Genomic DNA, 22,028 nt, shown 5'->3' with positions numbered 1-22,028 from the left:
CTGGCCGGGGACGGCCGAGCACACGGCGTCCGAACCGGGGAAAACCTACTGCTGCGTGGCGAGGAAGGACGCGACGAGACCCGTGTCGCGCCAGCCGCCGGCTTCGCTCGGGCGCCACACCGAACCGTCGCCGAGAAGCACCCGGATGCCGGCCACCAGGTTGCCGCCGACGATCGAGACGGCGCCGTCGATCTCGCCGAGCGGCTCGCGCGGACCGCCGAGGGCGAGCACGTCGGCCCGCGAGCCGCCGTCGTCGGCCCACAGCACCGCGACGTGCGCACCGTCCACCCAGGCGATGTCGATCACGGGACCGTCGACATCCAGGTCGTAGGCGGTGCCGAAGGCGACGGGCAGCAGATCCGCGTCGCGCTGGATGCCGAGCACCGTCACGCGCGGACCGTTCGAGGTGGCGAGCGCCAGCAGCACGCGCGCGCCGTCCCGGGAGACCTCGAGGGCGATGACCTCCCCGTCCACCGGCAGCGGGAGCGCGCGCTGGTCTCCGTTCGCGTCGACGACGAGGAGTCCCGACGGATCGTTCCGCGGGACCGACCATGTGAACCCGTGGGGGTCCAGGCTCGGGGCGACGAGTCCGCCGCGCGCGTCGATCGGAACGGGATCCCCGGTCTCCCCGACCAGGGTCACCCCGACCGGGCCGAGCAGGGCGACCGACGCCCGGTCGCGCGCGAGCGACGCGGCCGTCGACTCGAGTCCGTCGGCGCGGATGCCGATCTTCGACAGCGGGACGAGACCCTCGGAGGAGAGGACGCCCAGCCGGCCGTCGACCCCGCCGACCGCCCCGTCGCCGACCGAGTACGAGACGTCGATCGGAGAGTCGGGGCTCGGCGCGAGGTCCAGCTCTCCGGCCGCGACGTTCACCTCGTTGACGTTGCCGAGCACGTCGAGGCTCGCCCCGAGCTGCTGCAGCATCCGCCGCTGGGTCAGCGCGGACTCGGCCCGCACCTCGCCGCTCAGTTCGACGTTGACCTCCGGCGCCTCGTAGTCGGCCTTGCCGGTCACGCCCTGCGGGAATGCCGAGACCAGCACGCTCGACTGGAGCCACGGCGCCGGCCCGACGAGCAGCTCCCGCACGATGCGATCGGCCACGGTGCGGGTGACCGGGAACCAGCGCAGGTCGGGGACGAGGTACTCGAAGGAGGTGTCGAAGAAGTAGAGGGGGTAGGCGTCGAAGGCCCGGGAGAACCCTTGCTCGCTGAGGACGGTCCCGGGGTCGGCACGACTGATCCGGTTCTCCCCGTCGACGACGGTGAAGTCGTAGGTCAGCACCTGCGTCAGTCCGGGCACCTCGGTGTAGTGACCCGTGGCATCCACCTCGCCGACGACCGTCACCGTGATCCCCAGGGTGTCGTCGTCGATCGGCACGGGCACGCTCTGATTCGTGGTGACGAGAACCCGACTCGTGCCGTTCCATTCCGTGCCGGGCGCGAGGAACTCCCGGGCCACCGAGTACGGACCCTGCGGTGCCCGCCCGGCTCGGATGAAGCCCTGCAGGATGTCGGCCTGGTCCTGACCCGCGACCGGGCTTTCGGGCAACGTGATCGTGGCCACCTCGGGGGGATCGGAGTCGATCGCCTCGGTGCGCACGTCACCGGAGGTGGGGATGCTGACGCACCCCGCGAGCAGCAGGAGCGCGGCGAGCGCAGGAACCGCGGACATCCGTCTCATTCCGCCACCTCCTCGGGCGGCAGCTCGAGCGGGGAGCCGCGCAGGTCCTCGCCGCGACGTCGCGGCAGGGTCAACCGGAAGCAACTGCCCTCCGCCGGAGCCGACCAGACCTCCAGGACGCCGCCGTGCACCGTCGCATCCTCGAGCGCGATCGCGAGTCCGAGGCCGGTGCCACCGGTCGATCGTTGCCGTGACGGGTCGGCGCGCCAGAAGCGGTCGAAGACGTGCTCGAGGTCGGCGGCCGGCATCCCGATGCCGTGGTCGCGCACGGCGATCGCGACGGCATCCTGATCGCTGTCGACGTGCACGTCGATCGGCCGCGACTCCCCGTGGTCGATCGCGTTGCCGAGGAGGTTCTGCAGCACCCGACGGATGCGGCGGGCGTCCAGATCGGCGTCGAAGTGACCGCCGGGCGCGATCAGGCGGATCTCGGTCTCCTTCTCGTCGGCCAGCGGCCGCACCGCGTCGATCGCGTCCTCGACGAGGCGCACCAGATTCGTCGGCTCGAGTTCGAGCGTCACGGCCCCGGCGTCGTAGCGGCTCATCTCGAGCAGGTCGGCGAGCAGGGTCTCGAAGCGTTCGGTCTGCGCGTGCAGCAGCTCGGCCGTGCGCGCGGTCGCCGGGGGGAAGGTGCCCCGCTGGTCGTAGAGCACGTCGCCGGCGAGCCGGATCGTGGTGAGCGGAGTTCGCAGCTCGTGGGACACGTCGGAGACGAAGCGCTGCTGCACCCGGGAGAGATCGGCGAGCTGCCGGATCTGGCGTTGGAGGCTGTCCGCCATCCGGTTGAAGGAGCGCGCCAGCGTGCTCAGCTCGTCCTCCCCGCCGACCGGAAGCCTCTCCTCGAGCTGACCGGCCGCGAGCTTCTCGCTCGTCTCCGCCGCCACGCGCACGGGGCCGACGACGAGACGCACGACGAGATACGAGACGGCGCCGATGAGCAGCACGAGGGCGACCCCCGCGAGGGCGAGCGAGCCCTGCACGAAGGCGAGGGTCTCCTGCACGGGCCGCAGGTTGTAGACGACGTACAACTCGTAGGTCTGCCCTTGCGGGAGCTGCAGCAGCGAGCCGACGATGATGCCGGGCTGCGTCGACCCGTCGGCGGTGATCGGGATCGACTGCCAGGCGACCGTGTCGGGATCCGCGTCGGCCACCGCGGTGCGGAGGGCGGCGCTGACCATCGCGGCCTCCGAGAACGCCCCGCTCACCTGGTCGTCGACGAGCGGCTGCCCGGTCTGGCCCGGCGCGCGCAGCATCGCGACGAGCGGGTCGGAGGAGATGATCGCCCGCATCGCACTGAACGCGTTGTACTGCACCAGCTCGAGATCGTCGTCGACCCCCGCCTCGTCGGCCTGGGTGAACTCCCCCTGTGCCGCCAGGATGGCCCGACCGGCCTGGGCGACCACCTGGGCGGTGTTCTGGTCGAACAGGTTCGCACGCACGCTCGTGACGACGTACCCGCCGATGATCGTGACCGCGAGCGCCGACAGGACCACGGTGAGCGCGACGGTGCGCAGCTGGAGCGAACCTCGCCAGAGCCGCACGGCCCGGGCGAGAGTGGCGCGCCAGTCGAACCGCATGATCGTCTCGCGGGCGGAGATCAGGTGACCGCGCCCGCGCGGTAGCCGACGCCGCGCACGGTCGTGACGATGCGCGGGTTGTCGGGGTCGTGCTCGACCTTCGCGCGCAGACGCTGCACGTGCACATTCACGAGCCGGGTGTCGGCCTTGTAGTGGTAACCCCACACCTGCTCGAGCAGCATCTCGCGGGTGAACACCTGCTGGGGCTTCGCGGCGAGCGCGAGCAGCAGCTGGAACTCGAGGGGCGTGAGACCGATCTTGACGCCGTCGCGACGCACTTCGTGGCCGGCCACGTCGATGACGACGTCGCCGATCGCGACGGTCTCGCTCTCGGTGGCGGGCGTCGGCCGCAGGCGGGTGCGGATGCGGGCGACGAGCTCCTTGGGGTTGAAGGGCTTCACGACGTAGTCGTCGGCCCCGCTCTCGAGGCCGCGCACGACATCGGCGGTGTCGCCCTTCGCGGTGAGCATGATGATCGGCACGCCGCTCTCGGCGCGCATCGCCGCGCAGACCTCGATGCCGTCGATGCCGGGCAGCATGAGGTCGAGCAGCACGAGGTCGGGGTTCGAAGCCCGGAACGATTCCAGTGCTGCGGCGCCGTCCGCGGCGAACGAGGGCTCGTAGCCTTCGGCACGCAGCACGATGCCGATCATCTCGGAGATGGCGGTGTCGTCGTCGACCACCAGGATGCGCGCGTTCATCGTGCGGTCCAGAGTAGTAGGCGAACACTGTGTCAGGCGTGAGAGCATGACTGCGTCCGGGACAGGGAAGGGCTCGAGTGAGCGACAGCGGAACGCCGGCCGACGGGCAGCTGTGGGCCGCTCCCGGCTCGACACGTGCTGCCGGGGGCGCCGCGGGCGTGCCGCTCGCACCCCCCTCCGGCCCCACCCGGGACGGCGCCGCCCCCGTCGAGGAGATCCTCCGCCCCCGCCGAGCCTGGACTCCGCCGCCGAAACGCGGGCTCGTGCCGCTGCGTCCCATCCCGCTCGGCGTCGTGCTCGGCGCCCCGTTCCGGCTCCAGCGCCGCACCCCGCGCACGACCCTCGCCCCGGCGCTCGTGCTGAGTCTCGTGACGACGAGCATCGTGCTGCTCGCCCAGTGGGCGCTCACCGTCGGACCGCAGGCCGCGCTCGACGCGTCGTACTACCAGGACTTCGTGCGCGCCCAGAACCTGCTCGGCGTCGCCGGCGCCGTCGGCTGGTGGGTGCCGCTCACCCTGGCCTTCCCGGCGACGGCGCTGCTCGCCGGGCTGGTCGTCGTCCCCACCGCGCGGGCGCTGCTGGCCGAGCGGGTCTCGTTCCGCGGGGTGCGCTGGCGGCTGCGCGGGCGGCTCGGGGCGCTCATCCTCTGGACGGTGATCGTGCTGCTCGCGGCGACGGGCACGCTCGCCGCGGCCGCGGTGCTGCCGGTGGTCGTCGCGGCGGGCTCACCGGCCGGGCTCGGCTTCGCGTTCCTGATCGCGTTCCTCGAGGTGGTCGCTCTCGCCGTCGGCGCCGGCTACGTCGTCGCACGCCTCGGATTCACGAGCGCCGCGATCTCGCTCGAGGGGCACGGTCTCGGCGCGGCGATCCGGCGCTCCTGGGCGCTCACCGGCGGCGCGGGCTGGCGGCTGTACCTGTCGCAGGCGCTCGTCTGGATCGTCGTCGGCCTGGCGACCGCGCTCCTCGTGCTGCCGGTCGGCTGGGCGCTCGACATCGCCGCGGGTCTCATCTTCCCGAATGGCCCGACCTCGACGGAGGCCGAGTGGTACGGCGCCGGGCGCACGGTCGTGCTGAGCGTCGTGACCGCGATGACGGGCGCGTTCGGACTCGTCGTGCAGACGGTGTGCGGCGCGCTGTTCTACCTGGACTCGCGGATGCGGGTCGAGGGCCTCGACCTGACCCTCGCCCGCTACGTCGACGAGCGGCAGCGCGGGTTCGCCGTCGCCGACCCGTTCCCCGGCGGAGGGTCGGCATGAGGCACGACGTGCCCGTCGGCCCCGACGACGAGGAGGCCCGCCGCTGGCTCGAGGAGGAGCTCGGCCGCGGCGACGAGGTGTACACCGAGCCGGAGACCCCGCAGTGGCTCCAGGATCTGCTCGACTGGTTGCGCGATCTGCTCGGGTCGTCGGACGTCGAGGTGCCGACGACCGGGGCCGACACGGGCGGCACGGTGGGCATCATCCTCGCCGTCGTGCTCGTCGTCGCCGCTCTCGTGGTCGCCTTCGCGATCTTCGGCCTGCCCCGGCTGCGTCGGCGGAGCGCGGTGACCGGCGAGCTGTTCGGCGAAGACGATGACCGCTCGTCGCGCGAGATCCGCAGCGCGGCGCAGCAGGCGGCGGATGCCGGCGACTTCACGGCTGCGGTGGTCGAGGTCTTCCGCTCCCTCGCCCGCGATCTCGCCGAGCGCGGGATCGTCATCGCCTTCCCCGGCACCACCGCGCGCGAGTTCGGTCGCAGCGCGGGCGAGGTGTTCCCCGCCGCTGCCGAGCGCCTCCAGGACGCCGCGCAGGTCTTCGACGGCGTGCGGTATCTGGGCAGAACGGGCACCGAGGAGCAGTGGCAGCGGATGTCGGCCCTCACCGCCGAACTGCGCGCCGCGAAGTCGCCGCGCGGGCCCCGTGCCGCCGACGCCCTCGACGCCGCCGCCGAGCGCGCCCTCACCGAGGAGGCGGCCGGATGACGACGACCGCTCCGCCGTCGCCGGTCGCCCCGCGACGCAGTCCGGTGCGCGGCATCCTCATCGGGGTCGCGATCGGCCTCGCCTTCGTGCTCGTCGCGGTGCTGGTGTTCGCCGTCACGCGCACACCCCAACGCGACGTGGACTACCTCTCGCCGACCTCGGGCAGCCCGGTCGGCGCGCGCGCCGTCGTCAACGTGCTGCGCGAGCAGGGCGTCGACGTCGAGATCGCCTCGACGCTCGCCGACCTGCGCGACCTCGAGATCGATCCCCGCGCGACGACGCTCGTCGTCTACGACTACTACCTCGTGCTCGGCTCCGCTCAGCGCGAGGACCTCCTCGCCCTCGCCGACCGCCTCGTCGTCATGGACCCCTGGGACGAGGAGCTCACCGACTTCGCTCCGGGCGTCGTGCTCGACGTCGACGCCTCCTCCGGCGTCTACCCCGCCGACTGCGATCTGCCCGCCGCCGTGCGGGCGGGAGAGGTCGAGGGCACTCCCTACGGCTACGACACCTCGGATGCCGAGAACGAGACGCTCGGCTGCTTCGAGACCGGCGACGACATCTACGCCGTCGTGCAGACCCGCACGGCGGGCACCGAGGTCGTGCTCGTCGGCGTCAGTCAGGCGTTCACCAACGATGCGGTGCTCGACGCGGGCAACGCCGCGTTCGCGCTCAACCTGCTCGGTGAGGACGAGACCCTGGTCTGGTACCTGCCCGGTCTCGCCGAACTCGACTCCGGCGACGTGCCGACGCCGCAGAGCCTGACGCCCCCGTGGGTGACCCCGGTCATCCTGCTGCTGCTGTTCCTCACCCTCGTCGCCGGCGTCTGGAAGGGCCGTCGACTCGGCCCGCTCGTCGCCGAGAAACTGCCGGTCATCGTGCGCTCGAACGAGACGATGGAGGGACGCGCGCGTCTCTACGAGCGGGCCGGAGCCCGCGAGCACGCTCTCGACTCCCTGCGCATCGGCACGATCTCGCGGCTCGCCTCGGCGTGCGGGCTCCCGAAGCGCAGCACCGTCGACGAGGTGATCGATACCGTCGCGCGGCTCACCGGGCGCGATCGGGAGGGGCTGTCCGACCTCCTCGTCGACCGCATCCCGACCGGGGACGCCGCGCTCGTGCGCCTCTCCGACGAACTGCTGCGACTCGAAGCCGACACCATCCAGTCCACTCGCGGCCGCTGACCTCCCCGCCCACACGAAAGAATGGCTCCCATGGCAACCACCGACGAACTCCGCGGCGCCCTCGCCTCCGTCCGCACCGAGGTCGGCAAGGCCGTCGTCGGCCAGGACGGCGCGGTCACCGGCCTGATGATCGCGCTGCTCGCCGGCGGCCACGTGCTGCTCGAAGGCGTGCCCGGCGTGGCCAAGACCCTGCTCGTGCGGTCGCTCAGCCAGGCGATGCGCCTCGACACCAAGCGCATCCAGTTCACCCCCGACCTCATGCCGGGCGACATCACCGGGTCGGCCGTCTACGACCCCAAGTCGGGCGAGTTCGAGTTCCGCGAAGGGCCGGTGTTCACCAACATCCTGCTCGCCGACGAGATCAACCGCACGCCCCCGAAGACCCAGTCGGCGCTGCTCGAGGCGATGGAGGAGCGACAGGTCTCGGCCGACGGGGTGACCCGCAAGCTGCCCAGCCCGTTCCTGGTCGCCGCGACGATGAACCCGATCGAGTACGAGGGCACGTACACGCTGCCCGAGGCCCAGCTCGACCGCTTCCTGCTGAAGCTCGTGCTCGACCTGCCCGAACGCGACGTCGAACTCGAGGTGCTCACGCGGCACGCGAACGGGTTCAATCCGCGCGACCTCGCCGCCGCCGGCGTGACGCCGGTTCTGGATGCCGCCACCCTCGCCGCCGCGCAGGCGGATGTCGCCGGGGTCACCGTCTCCCCCGATGTGCTCGGCTACGCGGTCGACCTCGCCCGCGGCACCCGACAGTCGCCGTCGGTGAAGCTCGGCGTCTCGCCGCGTGGCACGACGGCGCTGCTCGCGGCGTCGCGCGCCTGGGCGTGGCTCTCGGGATCTCCGGGGGTGACGCCCGACCACATCCAGACGATGGCCGTCCCCGTGCTGCGCCACCGCATCCAATTGCGCACCGAAGCCGAGCTGGAGGGGGTCGCGCCCGACACCGTCCTGCGCTCGGTGATCCAGCAGGTGCGGGTGCCGATCTAGGTGCCGGTCTAGAGGGATGGCCGTCTCCGGCTGGTTCGTGCTGCTCGTCGCCGTCGGCGTCGTGCCCGTCGTGCTGCTCGACGGCGTGCCGGGCGCGGTGCTGTGGGCCGGTGTGCTCGCCGCCGTGATCGCGGTCGACCTCATCCTCGCCGGATCCCCCGCGGCCCTCGAGTTCGCCCGCGACCTCCCCGCCCGCCTGCGGCTCGGTGAGAGCGCGGCGGTACGGCTCGCGATCGCGAACCCGGGACGCCGGACCGTGCGCGGCGTGCTGCGTGACGCCTGGGAACCCTCGGCCGGGGCACGGCCCAACCGGCACCGCCTGACCCTCGCGGCAGGAGACTCCACCGTCGTGACCTCGACGCTGACGCCCGTGCGCCGCGGCGAGCGCCGGGCCGCTCACGTCACCGTGCGGTCGTTCGGACCCCTGCGCATGGTGGCGCGGCAGCGCAGCATCCCGGTGCCCGGCCACGTGCGGGTGCTGCCGCCCTTCACCTCCCGCAAGCACCTGCCGTCGCGGCTCGCGAAGCTGCGGGAGCTCGACGGGCGCACCTCGGTGATGGTGCGCGGTCAGGGCACCGAGTTCGACTCGCTGCGCGAATACGTGCGCGGCGACGACGTGCGCTCGCTCGACTGGCGCGCCTCCGCGCGGCGGCGGGATGCGGCGACCGGGCAGATGAAACTCGTCGTGCGCACCTGGCGTCCGGAGCGCGACCGCCGGGTCATCATCGTCATCGACTCGTCGCGCATCTCGGCGGCGCGCATCGCCGACGAACCGCGCCTCGACACCGCGTTCGAGGCGGCGCTCCTGCTCGCCGCCCTCGCCACCCGGGCCGGCGACCGCGTGGACGTGCTCGTGCACGACCGCGTCGTGCGGGGCCGGGTGCAGGGCGCGACCGGGGCCGACCTGCTGGCCCGCACCGTCGACATGCTCGCCCCGATCGACCCCGAACTGCTCGAGGGCGACTGGCACGCCATCCCGGAACTCGTGCGCGGCGTCACCAACCAGCACGCGCTCGTCGTGCTCGTCACCCCGATCGACACCCCGGGCGCCTCCCGACCGCTGCTCGGGATGCTGCCCCAGCTCACCCGGCGGCACACCGTGGTCGTCGCGGCCGTCACCGACCCCCTCGTCGTCGCCGCAACCCGCGACCGCACCGGCTCCGACGACGTCTACCGGGCCGCCTCGGCAGAGCGAGCCCTGCTCGACGTCTCGCGCGTCGCGACCGCGATCGGGCAGACCGGAGCCGAGGTCGTCACCGCGCCGCCCGCCGACCTCCCGCCGGCTCTGGCCGACCGGTACCTCGCGCTGAAGGCGGCCGGACGCCTGTAAACCGGACGTTCCGCTCGGGTTCCTGGGAAAGGCCTGAGGCCCGGAGTACCGTGGGCCGCATGGCTGAAACCACTGCACCCTCCTACGTTCGTCGCCTCACCGCCGAGGTGTTCGGCACCTTCCTGCTCGTCTTCGGCGTCATCGGCGTCGCGCTCAACTACGGCGAGGAGGCCAAGCCCCTGGTAGTCGGCCTCGCGGTCGGCATCGCCGTGCTCGGTGGCGCCTACGCCGTCGGCCACATCTCCGGCGGGCACTTCAACCCCGCGGTCTCGTTCGGCGTCGCCGCCGCGGGCCGGATGCCGTGGAAGGACGTGCTGCCCTACGCCGCCGCCCAGATCGTCGGTGGTCTGCTCGCGACCCTCATCCACTTCCTCATCGTGATGACGCAGGGCAAGGCCGTCGCCGAGAGCTTCGCCGCCGTCTCCAACGGCTACGACGGTGCCTTCGCCCCGCTCGTCACCGTGCTGATCGTCGAGATCGTGATCACCGCGATCTTCCTCTGGATCATCCTGAGCGTCACCACCGAAGGCTCCACGACCGCCGGGTTCGCCCCGCTCGCGATCGGTCTCGCGCTCGCGCTGTTCCACTTCATCGCCATCCCGATCGACAACGCGTCGCTCAACCCGGCGCGGTCGCTCGCGACCGCCGTGTTCGGCGGCGTGGCGCCGCTCAGCCAGGTGTGGCTGTTCTTCGTCGCCCCGATCGTCGGCGCCCTCATCGCGGGCCTCACCTGGAAGCCGCTCTTCGGCCGCAAGGGCTGACTTCGGACGATCCAACCGCGGGTTGAGTGCCCGGCGGAGCCGGGTGTATCGGAACCACCCCCGTCGCTCGGCGGGTGGGTCTCGATACACCGCTCCGCGGCACTCGACCCGCGGTTTCGTCTATCCCGCGAGGATCTGCTTCGCGCCCGCGTCGAACTCCTCGACGTCGCCAGTCTCGCCCGCACGCGCGGCCCGCCGACCGACGACCCACTGGTAGACGAGGAACCCGACGAGGGCCACGGTGCCGATGCCGATCTTGATCGGCCACGGCCAGTCCTGCCGGGTGACGAAGCCCTCGATGATGCCCGACACGAGCAGCGACAGGGCGAGGCCGATGACGATCGTGAAGAACGCGCGGCCGTCCTCGGCGAGCGCCTGTCGCCGGGTGCGATGCCCCGGCGCGACCCACGACCAGAAGATGAGCAGTCCCGCCGCTCCCGCGACGAAGATCGAGTAGAGCTCGAGCTGCCCGTGCGGGGCGAGGTAGAGGAAGAACACGTCGAGCCGGTCGAACTCGGCCATGATCGCGCCCGAGATGCCGAGGCCGGTCGCGTTGCTCACGATCACGTACGGCACGAAGACCCCGGTGATGCCGAACATCACCGTCTGCGCCGTGATCCACGCGTTGTTCGTCCACACCTGGCTGGCGAAGCCGCCCTCCGAGCTCTCGGAGTAGTACTGCACGAACAGCTCCTCGGCGTATTCGCGCCGCGTCTCCTCGGTGCCGACCATGTCGAGCACGCCGGGGGTGAAGAAGACCCACAGCCCGTAGACGGTGGCGATCGCGAAGAAGGCGAGGGTGACGATGAGGGAGGTCCAGCGGATGCGGTAGAGCGCCGCCGGCAGCTGGTTCACGAAGAAGATCGTCAGCTGCCGCAGCGGGTTGGCCGGGGTGCCGGTGAAGCGGATGCGCGCCTTAGCGAGCGCGAGCGAGATGTGGTCGCCCTGCACGGTCTCGCCGACGGTCGCCTTGATCTCGGCGAGATGGGCGGATGCCGACTGGTACAGCTCGATCAGCTCGTCGGCGTCGCGGCCGCTGAGCCGACGCTGGCCGGCGAGGACGGCGAGGCGGTCCCACTCCGCACGGTGTGCGGCTGAGTAGGCGTCGAGGTCCATGCCCTGAAAGGATATCGACATGGCCGCCGATCCCGACTCGGAGTGGATCGACGACCACGCCCCGGGCGAGGACGGCACCCTCACCGGCGAGGCGGTGACGCTCGACCTCCATCCGACCGGGTTCGTGCTGCGCGCGGCCGGCGCGCTGATCGACGCCGTCGCCCACGTGATCGTCTTCATCGTCGCCCTGATGGCGGTCGGGATCAGCACCGGGATGCTCGGCACCGAGCCGGCCGTCGTCGCCGCGCTCGTCATCGTGACCCTCGTCGTCTGCTTCGTCGGCATCCCGATCACGGTCGAGACGCTCACCAAAGGCAAGTCGCTCGGCAAACTCGTCGTCGGCGGCCGGATCGTGCGCCTCGACGGCGGGTCGATCGGGCTGCGGCAGGCCGCCATCCGGGCCCTCGTCGGGGTGATCGAGTTCTACACGCCGCCGCTGTTCGGCGGAACGGCCGCGCTCTTCGGGCTGCTCACCGCGCGCACCCAGCGGATGGGCGACCTCCTCGCCGGCACCTACTGCCAGTACGAGCGGGTGTCGGGTCGGGTGATGCCGCTGTTCGGCATCCCGCCGGAGCTCGCCGCCTGGAGCCGCATCGTCGACGTCGCCCGGATGCCGACCCAGCTGTCGCGGCGGATCGCGCAGTTCCTCGCGCAGGCGACCCAGTACTCCCCCGACCGCCGCGCTCGGCTCGCCGCCGACCTCGCCGCCGAAGCCGCCGAGTTCGTCGCCCCGCTCCCGCCGGTGTCGCCGGAGCTGTTTCTCGCCGGCGTCACCGTCGTGCGCCGGGAGCGGGAAGCGGAGGCCCTGCGGCTCGAGAAGGGTCGCCTCGAGCGCCTCCAGCCCGCTCTGAAGGGCACCCCGCACGACTTCCCGGACCTCACCGCGGGGTGAGTGCCGCGTAGCGGTGTATCGAAACCCACCGGCCGAGTTGCTCGGGGTGGGTTTCGATACACCCGGCTACGCCGGGCACTCAACCCGAGGGGTGCTCGTCAGCGGTTGGAGCCGGCGAGGAGGGCCTGCACGAAGTAACGCTGGAACGCGAAGAACACGATGAGCGGCACGATCATCGACAAGAACGCCCCCGCCGACAGCACATCGATGTTCGCCCCGAACTGGCGCAACTGACTCTGAATCGCGACCGTGAGCGGCTGCGAGCGCGAGTTCGTGAAGATCAGCGCGATGAGCAGGTCGTTCCAGGTCCAGAGGAACTGGAAGATCGCCAGCGACGCGATCGCCGGCAGCCCGAGCGGCAACACCACCTGCCGGAAGATCCGGAACTCGCTCGCGCCATCCAGCCGGGCCGCCTCGAGCAGTTCGACGGGCACCTGCGAGAAGAAGTTCCTCATCAGGAAGATCGCGAACGGCAGCCCGAAGGCGGTGTGGTAGATGATCACGCCGATCACCGAGCCGAAGATCCCGAGCGCGCCGAACAGCTGCGCCAGCGGGATGAGCGCGACCTGCAGCGGCACCGCGAGCAGCACCACGATCCCGATGAACAGCCAGTCCCGACCGGGGAACTGCACCCAGGCGAGGGCGTGCCCGGCCAGCGACCCGATCATCACGACCAGCAGCGTCGTCGGCACCGTGATGAGGATCGTGTTGCCGATGGAGCCGAGGATCGTCGGGTTCGTGAGCAGGTTCGCGTAGTTGTCGAGCGTCAACTGCGCCGGAGCCGTGAAGACCGTCCACCAGCCCGACTGCCCCGAGTCGCTCGCCGACCGCAACGACGACAGGAACAGACCGATCGACGGCACGAGCCAGAACAGCGCGATGACGATCAGCACGACCTGCACGACGGCCTTGCCGAGAAACGCGACGATCTTCTGCGCCACCGTGCGCGGACGCTGTCCCGCGCGCAGATCCGCCGCGGTCATGACTGCCGCTCCTGCCGCAGGCGGCGCACGTTGATGACCATCGCCGGCAGCACGAGCAGCAGCAGCAGGATGGCGAGCGCGCTGCCCAGCCCCTGGTCACTGCCGCCGCCGAACGAGACCGTCCACATCTCGACCGCGATCACGTTCGCCGCGGGTTTGGAGGCGCCGGGGGGGATGACGTACACGAGGTCGAAGATCTTCAGCACGTTGATGATGAGGGTCACGAGCACGACGACCAGCACGGGCGCCAGCAACGGAGCGGTGATCTTGGTGAACACCTTCCACTCGCTCGCGCCGTCGGTGCGCGCGGCCTCCTGCAGCGACCTGTCGATCGCCGAGAGCCCCGAGGCGATCATGATCATCGCGAAGCCGGCCCAGATCCACACGTAACTGAGGATGATGACGGAGGTGATGAAGGTCGACGAGAGCCACGACACCCCCTGGCCGCCCGCGACGAAGTTCGTGGCGGGCAGCGCCACCGTGTACTCGCCGTCGGCGAGGCCTTCGAGCGCGTAGCGGCCCGCCGCGTCGGTCGTGGCCGAGGCGGCGACGTTGCCGGAGGCGTCGACGGCGTGCACCGTCATCCCGGGCAGGCCGAACTTGCCCTCCTCGATCTCGCCGTCGGTCCCCCCGCCGCCGCGGATGTTGTCGAGGAACACCGTTCCGGCGATCGCGTCGCCCCCGGGTTCGTCCGCGGCCTCCGCTTGCGCGGCGTCTTCCGGCACGTCACCGGCGCGGACGCCGACGAGCGGGAAGTCCTGGATGCCGCCGGGCTCGACGGCGGCGGCGCCGCCGATCGACCCCGCATCCTCGACGAGCGGGCCGTCGGGGCGCGGCCGGGCGCCCTCGTAGTTCGCCGCTCCGCCGCCGATGGCGTTCTGCACGGCGACGATGCCGGCGTTCACCGCCCCCAGCTCCGGGTTCTCCTGGAAGAGCGAGCGGAAGATGACGCCCGCGGCGAGCATCGAGATCGCCATCGGCATGAAGACGATGAGCTTGAAGGCGGTGCCCCACTTCACCTTGTCGGCGAGCACCGCGAAGATCAGGCCGAGGATCGTGCAGACCGCCGGGGCGACGACGACCCAGATGACGTTGTTGCGGATCGCCGTGAACGTCGACTCGTTCGTGAACATCCGCGCGTAGTTCTCGAACCCGACGAAGCCGTCACCGGTGCGGTCGAAGAGCGAGCGGATGAGGGTGTAGACGATCGGGTAGACGACGAACGCCCCGAGGAAGACCAGGGCGGGGGCGAGGAATCCAGCCGCGATGGCGATCTTGCGCCATTGCGACCCCGAGGATGCCGTGCGCGGGGTGGGCGGGAGGGCCGGGGTACCCCGGCCCTCCCCACCCGCCAGCGCCGGTGCCGCGAGCTGCGGCGAGCTGCTGGACATCGGAGTCCTCAGCCGCCGTACGCGGCGGCCGCGGCGTCCTCGAGCTTCTGCTGGGCTCCAGCGACGTCGCTCGGGTTCTGGAGGAACTCGATCATGATCTGCCAGAAGCCCTGCCCGACCGTGCCGCCGAAGGCGCTCGGCGTGAGGTCGGACATGTCGAAGCGGAAGGTCTCGGCACCGACGAGCGCCTCGGCGATCTGCTGCGACGTCTCGTCCGGGTAGAGCGAGGTGTCGACGTTCTGGTTCGGCGAGGTGAGCCCCCCGTTCGGCACCCAGGCCTCGGCGGCTTCCGGCGTCGCGAGGAACGCCATGAGCGCCTGCGTGGCCTCGTCGTCGTTGAACGCGATGGCGACGTCACCGCCGCCGACGACCGCCGGCTCGGAGCCGTTGATCGACGGGAAGTCGTAGAACAGCGCGTTCTCGCCGACGACGGAGTTGCCGTCGGTGGCGATGTTCCCGGCGACGAAGTCACCCTCGTAGACGGTTCCCGCTTCGGGGTTCGCTCCGAAGACGGCGGGGATCGTGTCGGGGAAGGTGCGCTGGTCGGCGCCGGGCTGCACGAGGTCGGTGCCCCACAGCGTCGCGAGAGTGTCGAGCGCCTCGGTGACCGACGGGTCGGTCCACGGGATCTCGTGGTTGGTCAGCTGGTCGTACATGTCGCCGCCCGCGGTGCGCAGGTAGACGTTCTCGAACCAGTCGGTCAGCGGCCAGCCGACATCAGCACCGATCGAGATGCCGTAGTAGCCGGCATCCGACACGAGCTGCAGCTGCTCGAGGAAGCCGTCCCAGTCCTCGGGGGCTTCCGCGCCGGCCTCGTCGTAGATATCGGCGTTGTACCAGACGGTCGACTTGTTGGCGGCCTTGAACCAGACGCCGTAGAGCTCGCCGTCGACGGTGCCGAGGTCGACCCAGTCCTGCGCGTAGTTGTCGGCGACGTTCGCCGCGGCGTCGTCGCCGAGCGGCACGAGGGCGCCGTCGGAGGCGAGCTGCTGCAGGAGCGCGGGCTGCCCGACGACCGCGACATCGGGCGGGTTGCCGCCCTCGACCTGAGTGTTGAGCGTCGTGGCGCCGTTGTCGCCGAAGCTCGAGTACTCGATCGACGCCCCGGTCTCCTGCGCGAAGACGTCGAGGACGCCTTCGAAGTTCTCCTGCTCGGCGCCCGACCAGGTGGCGGAGACCTGGAGGGTGGTGCCGGAGAACTCGCCGCCGCCCGAGGTGCCGCCGTCGCCGGCGCAGCCGGCCAGGACGAGTCCGGCGATCGCGACCCCCGAGACGGTCGCGGTTCTGAGTGCTGTGCGGTGCATGTCTGCCTCCTCATCGAAGTGTCGACGCGCATGACGCGCCACCTCGACGCTACGGTCGGCCCCCGCACGGGGGGAGGGCGTTGACGAATCGCCCTTCGCGAGCTACCGCGCGACCGTGAGACTCCGCGGGTGACTAGTACCGGTAGTGGTCGACCTTGTAGGGCCCCTCGACGGGGACCCCGATGTAGGCGGCCTGCGCCGGCGTCAGCTCGGTGAGCTCGACGCCGAGGGCGGCGAGGTGCAGACGGGCGACCTTCTCGTCGAGCACCTTCGGCAGCACGTAGACGCCGATCGGGTACTGCGCCGTCTTCGTGAACAGCTCCAGCTGCGCGAGCACCTGGTTGGTGAACGAGTTGCTCATCACGAACGACGGGTGACCGGTCGCGTTGCCGAGGTTCATCAGGCGCCCCTCGGAGAGCACGAGGATGCTGCGCCCGTTCGGCATGCGCCACTCGTGCACCTGCGGCTTGATCTCGACCTTCTCGGCCCCCGCGAGCGACTCGAGCCCGGCCATGTCGATCTCGTTGTCGAAGTGCCCGACGTTCGCGACGATCGCCTGGTGCTTCATCCGCTGGAGGTGGTCGACGGTGATGACGTCCTTGTTGCCGGTCGTCGTGACGAAGATGTCGGCGTACTCGACGGCCTTCTCCAGCGTCGTGACCTGGTATCCGTCCATCGCGGCCTGCAGGGCGTTGATCGGGTCGATCTCGCTGACGATGACGCGAGCCCCCTGGCCGCGCAGCGCCTCGGCCGAGCCCTTGCCGACATCGCCGTAGCCGGCGACGAAGGCGACCTTGCCGCCGATGAGCACGTCGGTCGCCCGGTTGATGCCGTCCGGCAGCGAGTGCCGGATGCCGTACTTGTTGTCGAACTTCGACTTGGTGACGCTGTCGTTGACGTTGATCGCCGGGAACAGCAGCCCGCCCGCGGCGTGGAGCTCGTAGAGCCGGTGCACGCCCGTCGTGGTCTCCTCGGTGACGCCGAGGATGCCGGCGCCGATCTTCTGCCAGCGGTCGGGGCTCGCCGCGAGCGACCGGCGCAGGGTGTCGAGGATGACCGTCCACTCGTGCGGGTCGCCGGGCGCGGCATCGGGCACGGCGCCCGCGAGTTCGAACTCGCGGCCCTTGTGCACGAGCAGCGTGGCGTCGCCCCCGTCGTCGAGGATCATGTTCGGCCCGTCGAAGCCTTCGGCGCTCCAGTCGAAGAGCTGCTCGGTCGCCCACCAGTACTCGTCGAGCGTCTCGCCCTTCCAGGCGAACACCGGGATGCCGGCGGGCGCCTCGACGGTGCCCGTCGGGCCGACCGCGACCGCGGCCGCGGCGTCGTCCTGCGTGGAGAAGATGTTGCAGGAGACCCAGCGCACCTGCGCGCCGAGCGCGACGAGGGTCTCGATGAGCACCGCGGTCTGCACGGTCATGTGCAGCGAGCCGGCGATGCGGGCGCCCGCGAGCGGCTGGAGCGGGCCGAACTCCTCGCGGAGCGCCATGAGTCCGGGCATCTCGTGCTCGGCGAGGCGGATCTGGTGGCGTCCGGCCTCGGCGAGGGAGAGGTCGGCGACCTTGAACGGGAGGGCGGTGGTGACGGGCGCGGTCATGGTCCCATCATCCCAGGCCCGCGCGCATGTTACCGGGGCGGCGGGGATGATCTCAGGCGCCGAGTTCCTCGATCACCATGTGGCGCACGACCTGCCACCCGAGCGGCACCGAGAGGCGCTCGGAGTGACGCGTGCACAGGTCGTAGCTGTGCGGCTCGGACCGGTAGCTGAGGGGCCCCAACACGGCCATCGCATCCGCGTAGTCGTAGGTGAGCGTGGCGACCGCGTCGTCGCCGCAGGCCACCTTGCTGCACGGTCGTCCCCTCACCATGCCCCTTTCCCGCTCGGCGGAGTCAGGCTAACCCCGTCGATCCTCGGCTCCGGGGCGGCACGCCGCTCGAAACGGTCAGGGCGGACGCCTAAACTCGCAGGTATGGCGAGGTTCGGGCGGCGCAGTACCGGCCGGGCCGGCATCCGCTCCGCCTCTCGAGACCGGCACGGGCGCGGCATCCGCTCCTCGGTCACCGGGCCGCATCTGCGCCGGCTGCGCACCCGCGTCGACTTCTTCGACTCCTCGATCGCCTCCGCGGTCGAGTACCTGCGCGACCTGTGGCCCGACGAGATGGCGACCGTGCGGTTCGAGGTCGGCGCCGTGCCGCCCGGCGAGCCGGGGAGGCACGGGGTCGACCGGTGGCGGGTCGACCCGGCACGCCGCATCGTCGTGCTCTACCGCGTGCCGATCGAGCGCCTCGCCCACCTGCACAAGGACGACGAGTGGCATCGACGGTCTCTCATCGAGAGCTGTGTGTTCCGGGCCGTCGCCGAACTGCTCGGCAAGGACCCGTGGGACATCGCCCCGGAGCGCTACCGGCACTTCTGAGCCGCGGGCTCAGTCCGGGTGCACCACGAGCGAGTCGGCGACCGGCCTCGCCGGGGCGAGGACGAACGACGCCAGAGTCCCGGGCGCCGCGAACGAGACGCTGGCCGACATCCCCTCCGCGCCCGCCAGCAGGTAGCTCCCCGGTTCCACGGCCAGCGCGACCGACCCGCCCGCGGGGATCACGACGAGGCGCGGCTCGCCGCCCCGGAGATCCTCGAGCTCGAGTTCGACCTCGCCGTCGGTCGGATTGACGATCGACAGCACGGGGTCGGGTCCCTGCGGTACCACGACGAGCGTTTGCCCGTCGAGCGGCGGGGCTGCGGCGAACCAGGCGAGATCGCTCTCCGGGGCGACGAGCTCCGTGTCGGGAGAGGGGACCTCGCCGGAGTCCACCGCCGTCGAGGCGCGCACACCGGCGACGACGGCGACGTCGGCGTCGATGTACACCGTGTAGATGCCGTCCTGCAGCCCGTGGGAGCTCTCGCCGCCGACGCCGTCTCCCGGCTCCTCGCCGCCCGCATCGAGCGGGATCTCGGTGACCGTGCCGGCCTCCAGCTCGAGCTCGAAGGATGCCCCGGTGACGCCGTCCGCCGCGTCGCCGTCGGGCACCACCCGCACCGTCGCCCGACCGGCGACCTCGCCCGGCACGGCGATCCGCACGGCGGGGCCGACATCCTGCCAGTCGGCGAGCGCGCTCGCCCGGTTGGTGCCGACGGTGTCGACGATCCGCACGCCCGGGAGGACGAGGGCCTCCCCCGGGTCGGCTCCGCCGCCGATCGTCTCGACGCCGACGGCATCGAGACCGCGCACGATGGACTGCTGGAGATCGGCCACGATGCTCCCGCCGCGCGCCGTGACGTGCACGACCGGCGAGGCGACCCCGGGGGCGAATCCGGCGAGCGAGACGACGCGCTGCCCACCCGGCGGCACGTCGATCCCGGTCAGGCCGGGCGCCGACACCGGGCCGTCCTCGCCGAAGATCTCGAGACTCACCCGCGACGGCACCTCCGTGGGGTTCGCGATCAGCAACGCCGTCGACCGGCCGATCGTCATCGCCCCGCCGACGAGCCAGATCGAGCTGCTCGGCTCGGTGCAGTTCGCGGCGGTGAAGCCGTCGAAGTCGGGGGCGTCGACATCCTGACTCTGCGCTGCGCCCACCAGCGCCCCGTCGGCCGGCGCGACGCGCAGCAGTTCGGGGGCCGAGGAGGCGGCGGCCGTCTCGTCGGCGGAGGTCAGGCGGCTGCGTTCGAGGTCGCCGCTGCGTGCCTCGCCGTCGATCGACGGCGCCCCGATCGCGAAGACCTGGTCGGCATTCGCTCCGCTCTCGTCTCCGACCCGGAGGGCGGCCCCCGGGCAGACGCGCACCTGATCGGCGGGCGCCGGCTCGACCGTGAGCGAGCGCGGGTCGCTGCCGACCACCGGGAAGGGGACGAAGGCCACGGCGCCGATCACCAGCGCCGCCACCCCCACGGCGACGACCCCGCTCACGATGCGGGCTCCGATCAGCAGCCCGCGCCGCTCCCCGCCGATCCGGTCAGCCACGATCGTCCTCCCCGAAGCCGGAGTCGTCGAACCCGTCGCTCTCGTACCCGTCAGGATCGAATCCGGCATCCTCCACGTCGGTCGCCGGACCGGCGAGCCGCCGGCGACGACGGCCGGTCGGCAACGCCAGCAGGAGCGCGAACGCGACCACCACGACCTGCCCGACGATGGCGAGCGTCCCCAGCGGCGACGGCCCCGTGGTGGGCGTCGTCGGTTCGTGATCGGGATATCGCCAGAGCGACCCGCGACCGGTGTCGCCGACGGCTTCCAGGGCGGACTGGGCGTCGAGCGCCTCGGCCGCACGCTCGCGGACTCCGGACGCCGGCGCCGGGGCGAGCACGACGAACTCGATCCCGAAGCGGTCGAGAAGCGGTGTCGGGTCGTAGCCTCCCCGCGACGCGAGGTTGCCCGCCAACTCCGCCAGCTCGAGCTGGGCTTCGCTCGGCACGCTCCGAGTCGCCGCGAAGGTCGAGGTGTCGTCGAGCATCGCGCCCGAGCCGCGCTCGATGGCGACGGCGAGGGATCCGTCATCCTGCGGACGCAGCACCAGGGTGCCGATCCCGGGGTCGCGCAGAGCCTCGGCCCCGACGATCGCGGGCAGCGTCCGTCCGTCACCCGCGACGACCGACCCCGCGCCGGTCGCCAGGATGACGAGCGACGGAGCCACCGCCACGGCGGCGGAGAGGAGAACGGCAGTGCCGACGATGACGGCGGCGCGACGCAGCGCGGCCATCGCGATCGTCACCGCCGCGAGGAGACCCGCCCAGTAGAGGCTGAGGCCAGTACCCGGCCAGATCGTGACAGCGGAGGCCCCCGAGGTCGCAGGGGCGAGGTGGGCGGCCGCGACCGCGGTGAGCAGACCGCCGAGCGCGAGGATGCCGGCGGGGACGGCACGGCGCGCCCCGGGGAGGAACATCGCCAGCAGCACGACCGCGGCGAGCGGCCCGAGCAACGCGATCGAGATCGGAGCCGAGAGGGAGGCCGGGAGCCCCAGCGCCTCGACGAGCTGCGGCCAGCCGCCCCCGCCGGCCGTCGGCGAGCCGAGCAGCACCTGCCACCCGGTCGGCGTGGCGCTCGGCACGACCGCACCCGGGTCGGCCAGAAGACCCAGTGGGGTTCCGCGCGCGACCTGCGCCGCGATCAGCGGGGCGGCGAGCACGAGCGCCGGCAGCGGCACCGCGAGCACGCGGAGGAGGGCCCGCGGATGCGCGAGAGCCCACAGGACGATCGCCGCGAGCAGCACGGGCACGATCACCGGCGCACTCGCGCTCACCGCGGCGAAGAGGAGGGCCGCCGCCCCCGCCGCACTCCACGACCGCGGAGCCTCGAGGAGGGCGAGGAACAGCCACGGCAGAAGCACGTGGAGGATCACCGCCGACGGACGACCCTCGATCAGTGCGGCGAGGAACGGCGGCGCGAGCACCCACAGCGCCGCGGCGAGCACCGGCGGCCACGCACGACTGCTCAGCCGGGTGGCGCACCACCAGGCGGCCAGCGCGGCGAGCGCGGGAGCGCCCACCCAGAGGATGACGAGGGCGAGCGAGGGGTTCCACGGCGTGAGCGACCCGAGGACCGCGAGCACCGCATGGAACGGGTCGGCGGGACCGTCGAGCCCGGCACCGTCCCGAGGGCCCCAGCCCAGGCTCGCCCAGAGGGAGCCGAGGTCGCCGGAGAGCGGAAGGAGCGCACCACCGCTCAGGGCACCCGCCCCGAGCAGACGCACCGACAGGGCGGCGCCGAGCGCGGCGGCGAGCGCGACGACGGTGAGGCCACCGGGAAGGAACCGCGCGCGCACGAGGTCGGACACCCCGGATCGGGCGTACTCGCGGTCCCGCGCGCTCACCCGCCGTTCGCGCACGACCTCCGGCGGAACCCGCAGCGGTGCGATCGCCGCCCAGCCGACGCGGCGCGTGCGACGGATGGCCGCACGGGCCCCCGGCACCGAACCGTCGAAGATCGCCGCGAGGGTCGCCGCGATCTCGCCCGGGATGTCTCCCGGGCGCTTGCCGAGCAGCAGTCCGATCGACCGCACGAGGGCGAGCGGCAGGAGCGACAGCCAATGCAGCGGAACGGCCGCTTCCGGGGCGTACGCCATCCGTCGGTGGAGCTGGGCCGCGCGGGCGGCCCGGCTGCGGGCGACCGGGCTCGACGGGCGTCGGCGCAGGAAGTCCTGCGCGCCGGGCGCGACCGCGACGCGCGC

General features: G+C 71.9%; 19 protein-coding genes. 8 read left to right on the top strand and 11 right to left on the bottom strand.

The annotated features are described in order from the left end of the window. Positions 1-45: 45 nt before the first annotated feature. From ACILQS_RS06335 to mtrA, 3 genes are read right to left on the bottom strand one after another with little or no spacing between them, the layout of a single operon-like run. Positions 46-1,683, bottom strand: coding sequence for an LpqB family beta-propeller domain-containing protein (locus ACILQS_RS06335; protein ID WP_395639269.1), 1,638 nt, complete (start codon positions 1,681-1,683; stop codon positions 46-48). Continuing rightward, positions 1,680-3,260, bottom strand: a complete 1,581-nt coding sequence (gene mtrB / locus ACILQS_RS06330) for an MtrAB system histidine kinase MtrB (protein WP_395639268.1) — start codon at positions 3,258-3,260, stop codon at positions 1,680-1,682. The genes ACILQS_RS06335 and mtrB overlap by 4 nt, the downstream gene beginning before the upstream one ends. Before the next feature lie 20 nt (positions 3,261-3,280). Next, positions 3,281-3,961 (bottom strand): MtrAB system response regulator MtrA, encoded by a 681-nt coding sequence (gene mtrA / locus ACILQS_RS06325; protein WP_395639267.1) that lies wholly within the window; start codon positions 3,959-3,961, stop codon positions 3,281-3,283. A gap of 77 nt (positions 3,962-4,038) precedes the next feature. Here mtrA and ACILQS_RS06320 point away from each other — a divergent pair, with 77 nt between their 5' ends. The 6 genes from ACILQS_RS06320 to ACILQS_RS06295 are packed head-to-tail and all read left to right on the top strand — an operon-like array spanning position 4,039 to position 10,186. Continuing rightward, a complete protein-coding gene (locus ACILQS_RS06320; protein ID WP_395639266.1) occupies positions 4,039-5,217 on the top strand; it encodes a hypothetical protein in 1,179 nt (392 codons plus the stop codon). After that, a complete protein-coding gene (locus tag ACILQS_RS06315; protein ID WP_395639265.1) occupies positions 5,214-5,921 on the top strand; it encodes a DUF4129 domain-containing protein in 708 nt (235 codons plus the stop codon). Before ACILQS_RS06320 ends, ACILQS_RS06315 begins: the two co-directional genes overlap by 4 nt. Continuing rightward, positions 5,918-7,105 carry a DUF4350 domain-containing protein gene (locus tag ACILQS_RS06310; RefSeq protein ID WP_395639264.1) on the top strand — a complete coding sequence of 396 codons (1,188 nt, stop codon included), beginning with the start codon at positions 5,918-5,920 and terminating at the stop codon, positions 7,103-7,105. Before ACILQS_RS06315 ends, ACILQS_RS06310 begins: the two co-directional genes overlap by 4 nt. 21 nt (positions 7,106-7,126) lie before the next feature. Beyond that, positions 7,127-8,095: an AAA family ATPase gene (locus ACILQS_RS06305; RefSeq protein WP_395639263.1), complete on the top strand. Its 969-nt coding sequence runs from the start codon at positions 7,127-7,129 to the stop codon at positions 8,093-8,095. 16 nt (positions 8,096-8,111) lie between these two features. Continuing rightward, positions 8,112-9,425, top strand: coding sequence for a DUF58 domain-containing protein (locus ACILQS_RS06300; protein ID WP_395639262.1), 1,314 nt, complete (start codon positions 8,112-8,114; stop codon positions 9,423-9,425). Between the two features lie 59 nt (positions 9,426-9,484). Beyond that, the gene (locus ACILQS_RS06295) at positions 9,485-10,186 is read left to right on the top strand and encodes an aquaporin (RefSeq protein WP_395639261.1); all 702 of its coding nucleotides are present in this window, start codon (positions 9,485-9,487) and stop codon (positions 10,184-10,186) included. Between the two features lie 120 nt (positions 10,187-10,306). On the opposite strand, the gene ACILQS_RS06290 is transcribed toward ACILQS_RS06295, so the two are convergent. After that, entirely contained in the window at positions 10,307-11,302 is a 996-nt protein-coding gene (locus tag ACILQS_RS06290) for a stage II sporulation protein M (RefSeq protein ID WP_395639278.1), read from the bottom strand. A gap of 19 nt (positions 11,303-11,321) precedes the next feature. Here ACILQS_RS06290 and ACILQS_RS06285 point away from each other — a divergent pair, with 19 nt between their 5' ends. Further along, positions 11,322-12,194, top strand: a complete 873-nt coding sequence (locus ACILQS_RS06285) for an RDD family protein (RefSeq protein ID WP_395639260.1) — start codon at positions 11,322-11,324, stop codon at positions 12,192-12,194. A gap of 98 nt (positions 12,195-12,292) precedes the next feature. Here ACILQS_RS06285 and ACILQS_RS06280 read toward each other — a convergent pair whose 3' ends face one another. From ACILQS_RS06280 to ACILQS_RS06260, 5 genes are all read right to left on the bottom strand, one after another. Continuing rightward, positions 12,293-13,177, bottom strand: a complete 885-nt coding sequence (locus tag ACILQS_RS06280; RefSeq protein ID WP_395639259.1) for a carbohydrate ABC transporter permease — start codon at positions 13,175-13,177, stop codon at positions 12,293-12,295. Further along, complete coding sequence (locus ACILQS_RS06275) at positions 13,174-14,568, bottom strand: ABC transporter permease subunit (RefSeq protein WP_395639258.1); 1,395 nt, start codon at positions 14,566-14,568, stop codon at positions 13,174-13,176. Before ACILQS_RS06275 ends, ACILQS_RS06280 begins: the two co-directional genes overlap by 4 nt. A gap of 8 nt (positions 14,569-14,576) precedes the next feature. Then, a complete protein-coding gene (locus ACILQS_RS06270) occupies positions 14,577-15,872 on the bottom strand; it encodes an ABC transporter substrate-binding protein (RefSeq protein ID WP_395639257.1) in 1,296 nt (431 codons plus the stop codon). 133 nt (positions 15,873-16,005) lie between these two features. Further along, a complete protein-coding gene (gene ahcY, locus ACILQS_RS06265) occupies positions 16,006-17,466 on the bottom strand; it encodes an adenosylhomocysteinase (protein WP_395639256.1) in 1,461 nt (486 codons plus the stop codon). A 52-nt stretch (positions 17,467-17,518) separates the two neighbouring features. Continuing rightward, the gene (locus ACILQS_RS06260; protein ID WP_395639255.1) at positions 17,519-17,737 is read right to left on the bottom strand and encodes a DUF3499 family protein; all 219 of its coding nucleotides are present in this window, start codon (positions 17,735-17,737) and stop codon (positions 17,519-17,521) included. Between the two features lie 102 nt (positions 17,738-17,839). Here ACILQS_RS06260 and ACILQS_RS06255 point away from each other — a divergent pair, with 102 nt between their 5' ends. Beyond that, complete coding sequence (locus ACILQS_RS06255; protein ID WP_395639254.1) at positions 17,840-18,286, top strand: metallopeptidase family protein; 447 nt, start codon at positions 17,840-17,842, stop codon at positions 18,284-18,286. A gap of 9 nt (positions 18,287-18,295) precedes the next feature. Here the strand turns inward: ACILQS_RS06255 and ACILQS_RS06250 are convergent, their stop codons facing one another. Both ACILQS_RS06250 and ACILQS_RS06245 read right to left on the bottom strand, forming a co-directional pair. Continuing rightward, positions 18,296-19,828 carry a DUF5719 family protein gene (locus tag ACILQS_RS06250; protein ID WP_395639253.1) on the bottom strand — a complete coding sequence of 511 codons (1,533 nt, stop codon included), beginning with the start codon at positions 19,826-19,828 and terminating at the stop codon, positions 18,296-18,298. Beyond that, positions 19,821-22,028: glycosyltransferase family 2 protein (locus ACILQS_RS06245; protein WP_395639252.1), on the bottom strand; the 2,208-nt coding region annotated here is incomplete at its 5' end. The genes ACILQS_RS06245 and ACILQS_RS06250, both read right to left, overlap by 8 nt.

It is taken from the genome of Pseudolysinimonas sp. (assembly GCF_044239695.1).
Taxonomy (GTDB): Bacteria; Actinomycetota; Actinomycetes; order Actinomycetales; family Microbacteriaceae; genus Pseudolysinimonas_A.
Note: the sequence above shows the minus strand (reverse complement) of the source record. Positions and strands in the feature narration are given on the sequence as shown.

Coding starts and splice junctions, on each gene's coding strand:
- ACILQS_RS06335 (WP_395639269.1), bottom strand. CDS start 1,683: ATGAGACGGATGTCCGCGGTTCCTGCGCTCGCCGCGCTCCTGCTGCTC.
- mtrB (WP_395639268.1), bottom strand. CDS start 3,260: ATGCGGTTCGACTGGCGCGCCACTCTCGCCCGGGCCGTGCGGCTCTGG.
- mtrA (WP_395639267.1), bottom strand. CDS start 3,961: ATGAACGCGCGCATCCTGGTGGTCGACGACGACACCGCCATCTCCGAG.
- ACILQS_RS06315 (WP_395639265.1), top strand. CDS start 5,214: ATGAGGCACGACGTGCCCGTCGGCCCCGACGACGAGGAGGCCCGCCGC.
- ACILQS_RS06310 (WP_395639264.1), top strand. CDS start 5,918: ATGACGACGACCGCTCCGCCGTCGCCGGTCGCCCCGCGACGCAGTCCG.
- ACILQS_RS06305 (WP_395639263.1), top strand. CDS start 7,127: ATGGCTCCCATGGCAACCACCGACGAACTCCGCGGCGCCCTCGCCTCC.
- ACILQS_RS06300 (WP_395639262.1), top strand. CDS start 8,112: ATGGCCGTCTCCGGCTGGTTCGTGCTGCTCGTCGCCGTCGGCGTCGTG.
- ACILQS_RS06295 (WP_395639261.1), top strand. CDS start 9,485: ATGGCTGAAACCACTGCACCCTCCTACGTTCGTCGCCTCACCGCCGAG.
- ACILQS_RS06290 (WP_395639278.1), bottom strand. CDS start 11,302: ATGGACCTCGACGCCTACTCAGCCGCACACCGTGCGGAGTGGGACCGC.
- ACILQS_RS06285 (WP_395639260.1), top strand. CDS start 11,322: ATGGCCGCCGATCCCGACTCGGAGTGGATCGACGACCACGCCCCGGGC.
- ACILQS_RS06280 (WP_395639259.1), bottom strand. CDS start 13,177: ATGACCGCGGCGGATCTGCGCGCGGGACAGCGTCCGCGCACGGTGGCG.
- ACILQS_RS06275 (WP_395639258.1), bottom strand. CDS start 14,568: ATGTCCAGCAGCTCGCCGCAGCTCGCGGCACCGGCGCTGGCGGGTGGG.
- ACILQS_RS06270 (WP_395639257.1), bottom strand. CDS start 15,872: ATGCACCGCACAGCACTCAGAACCGCGACCGTCTCGGGGGTCGCGATC.
- ahcY (WP_395639256.1), bottom strand. CDS start 17,466: ATGACCGCGCCCGTCACCACCGCCCTCCCGTTCAAGGTCGCCGACCTC.
- ACILQS_RS06260 (WP_395639255.1), bottom strand. CDS start 17,737: ATGGTGAGGGGACGACCGTGCAGCAAGGTGGCCTGCGGCGACGACGCG.
- ACILQS_RS06255 (WP_395639254.1), top strand. CDS start 17,840: ATGGCGAGGTTCGGGCGGCGCAGTACCGGCCGGGCCGGCATCCGCTCC.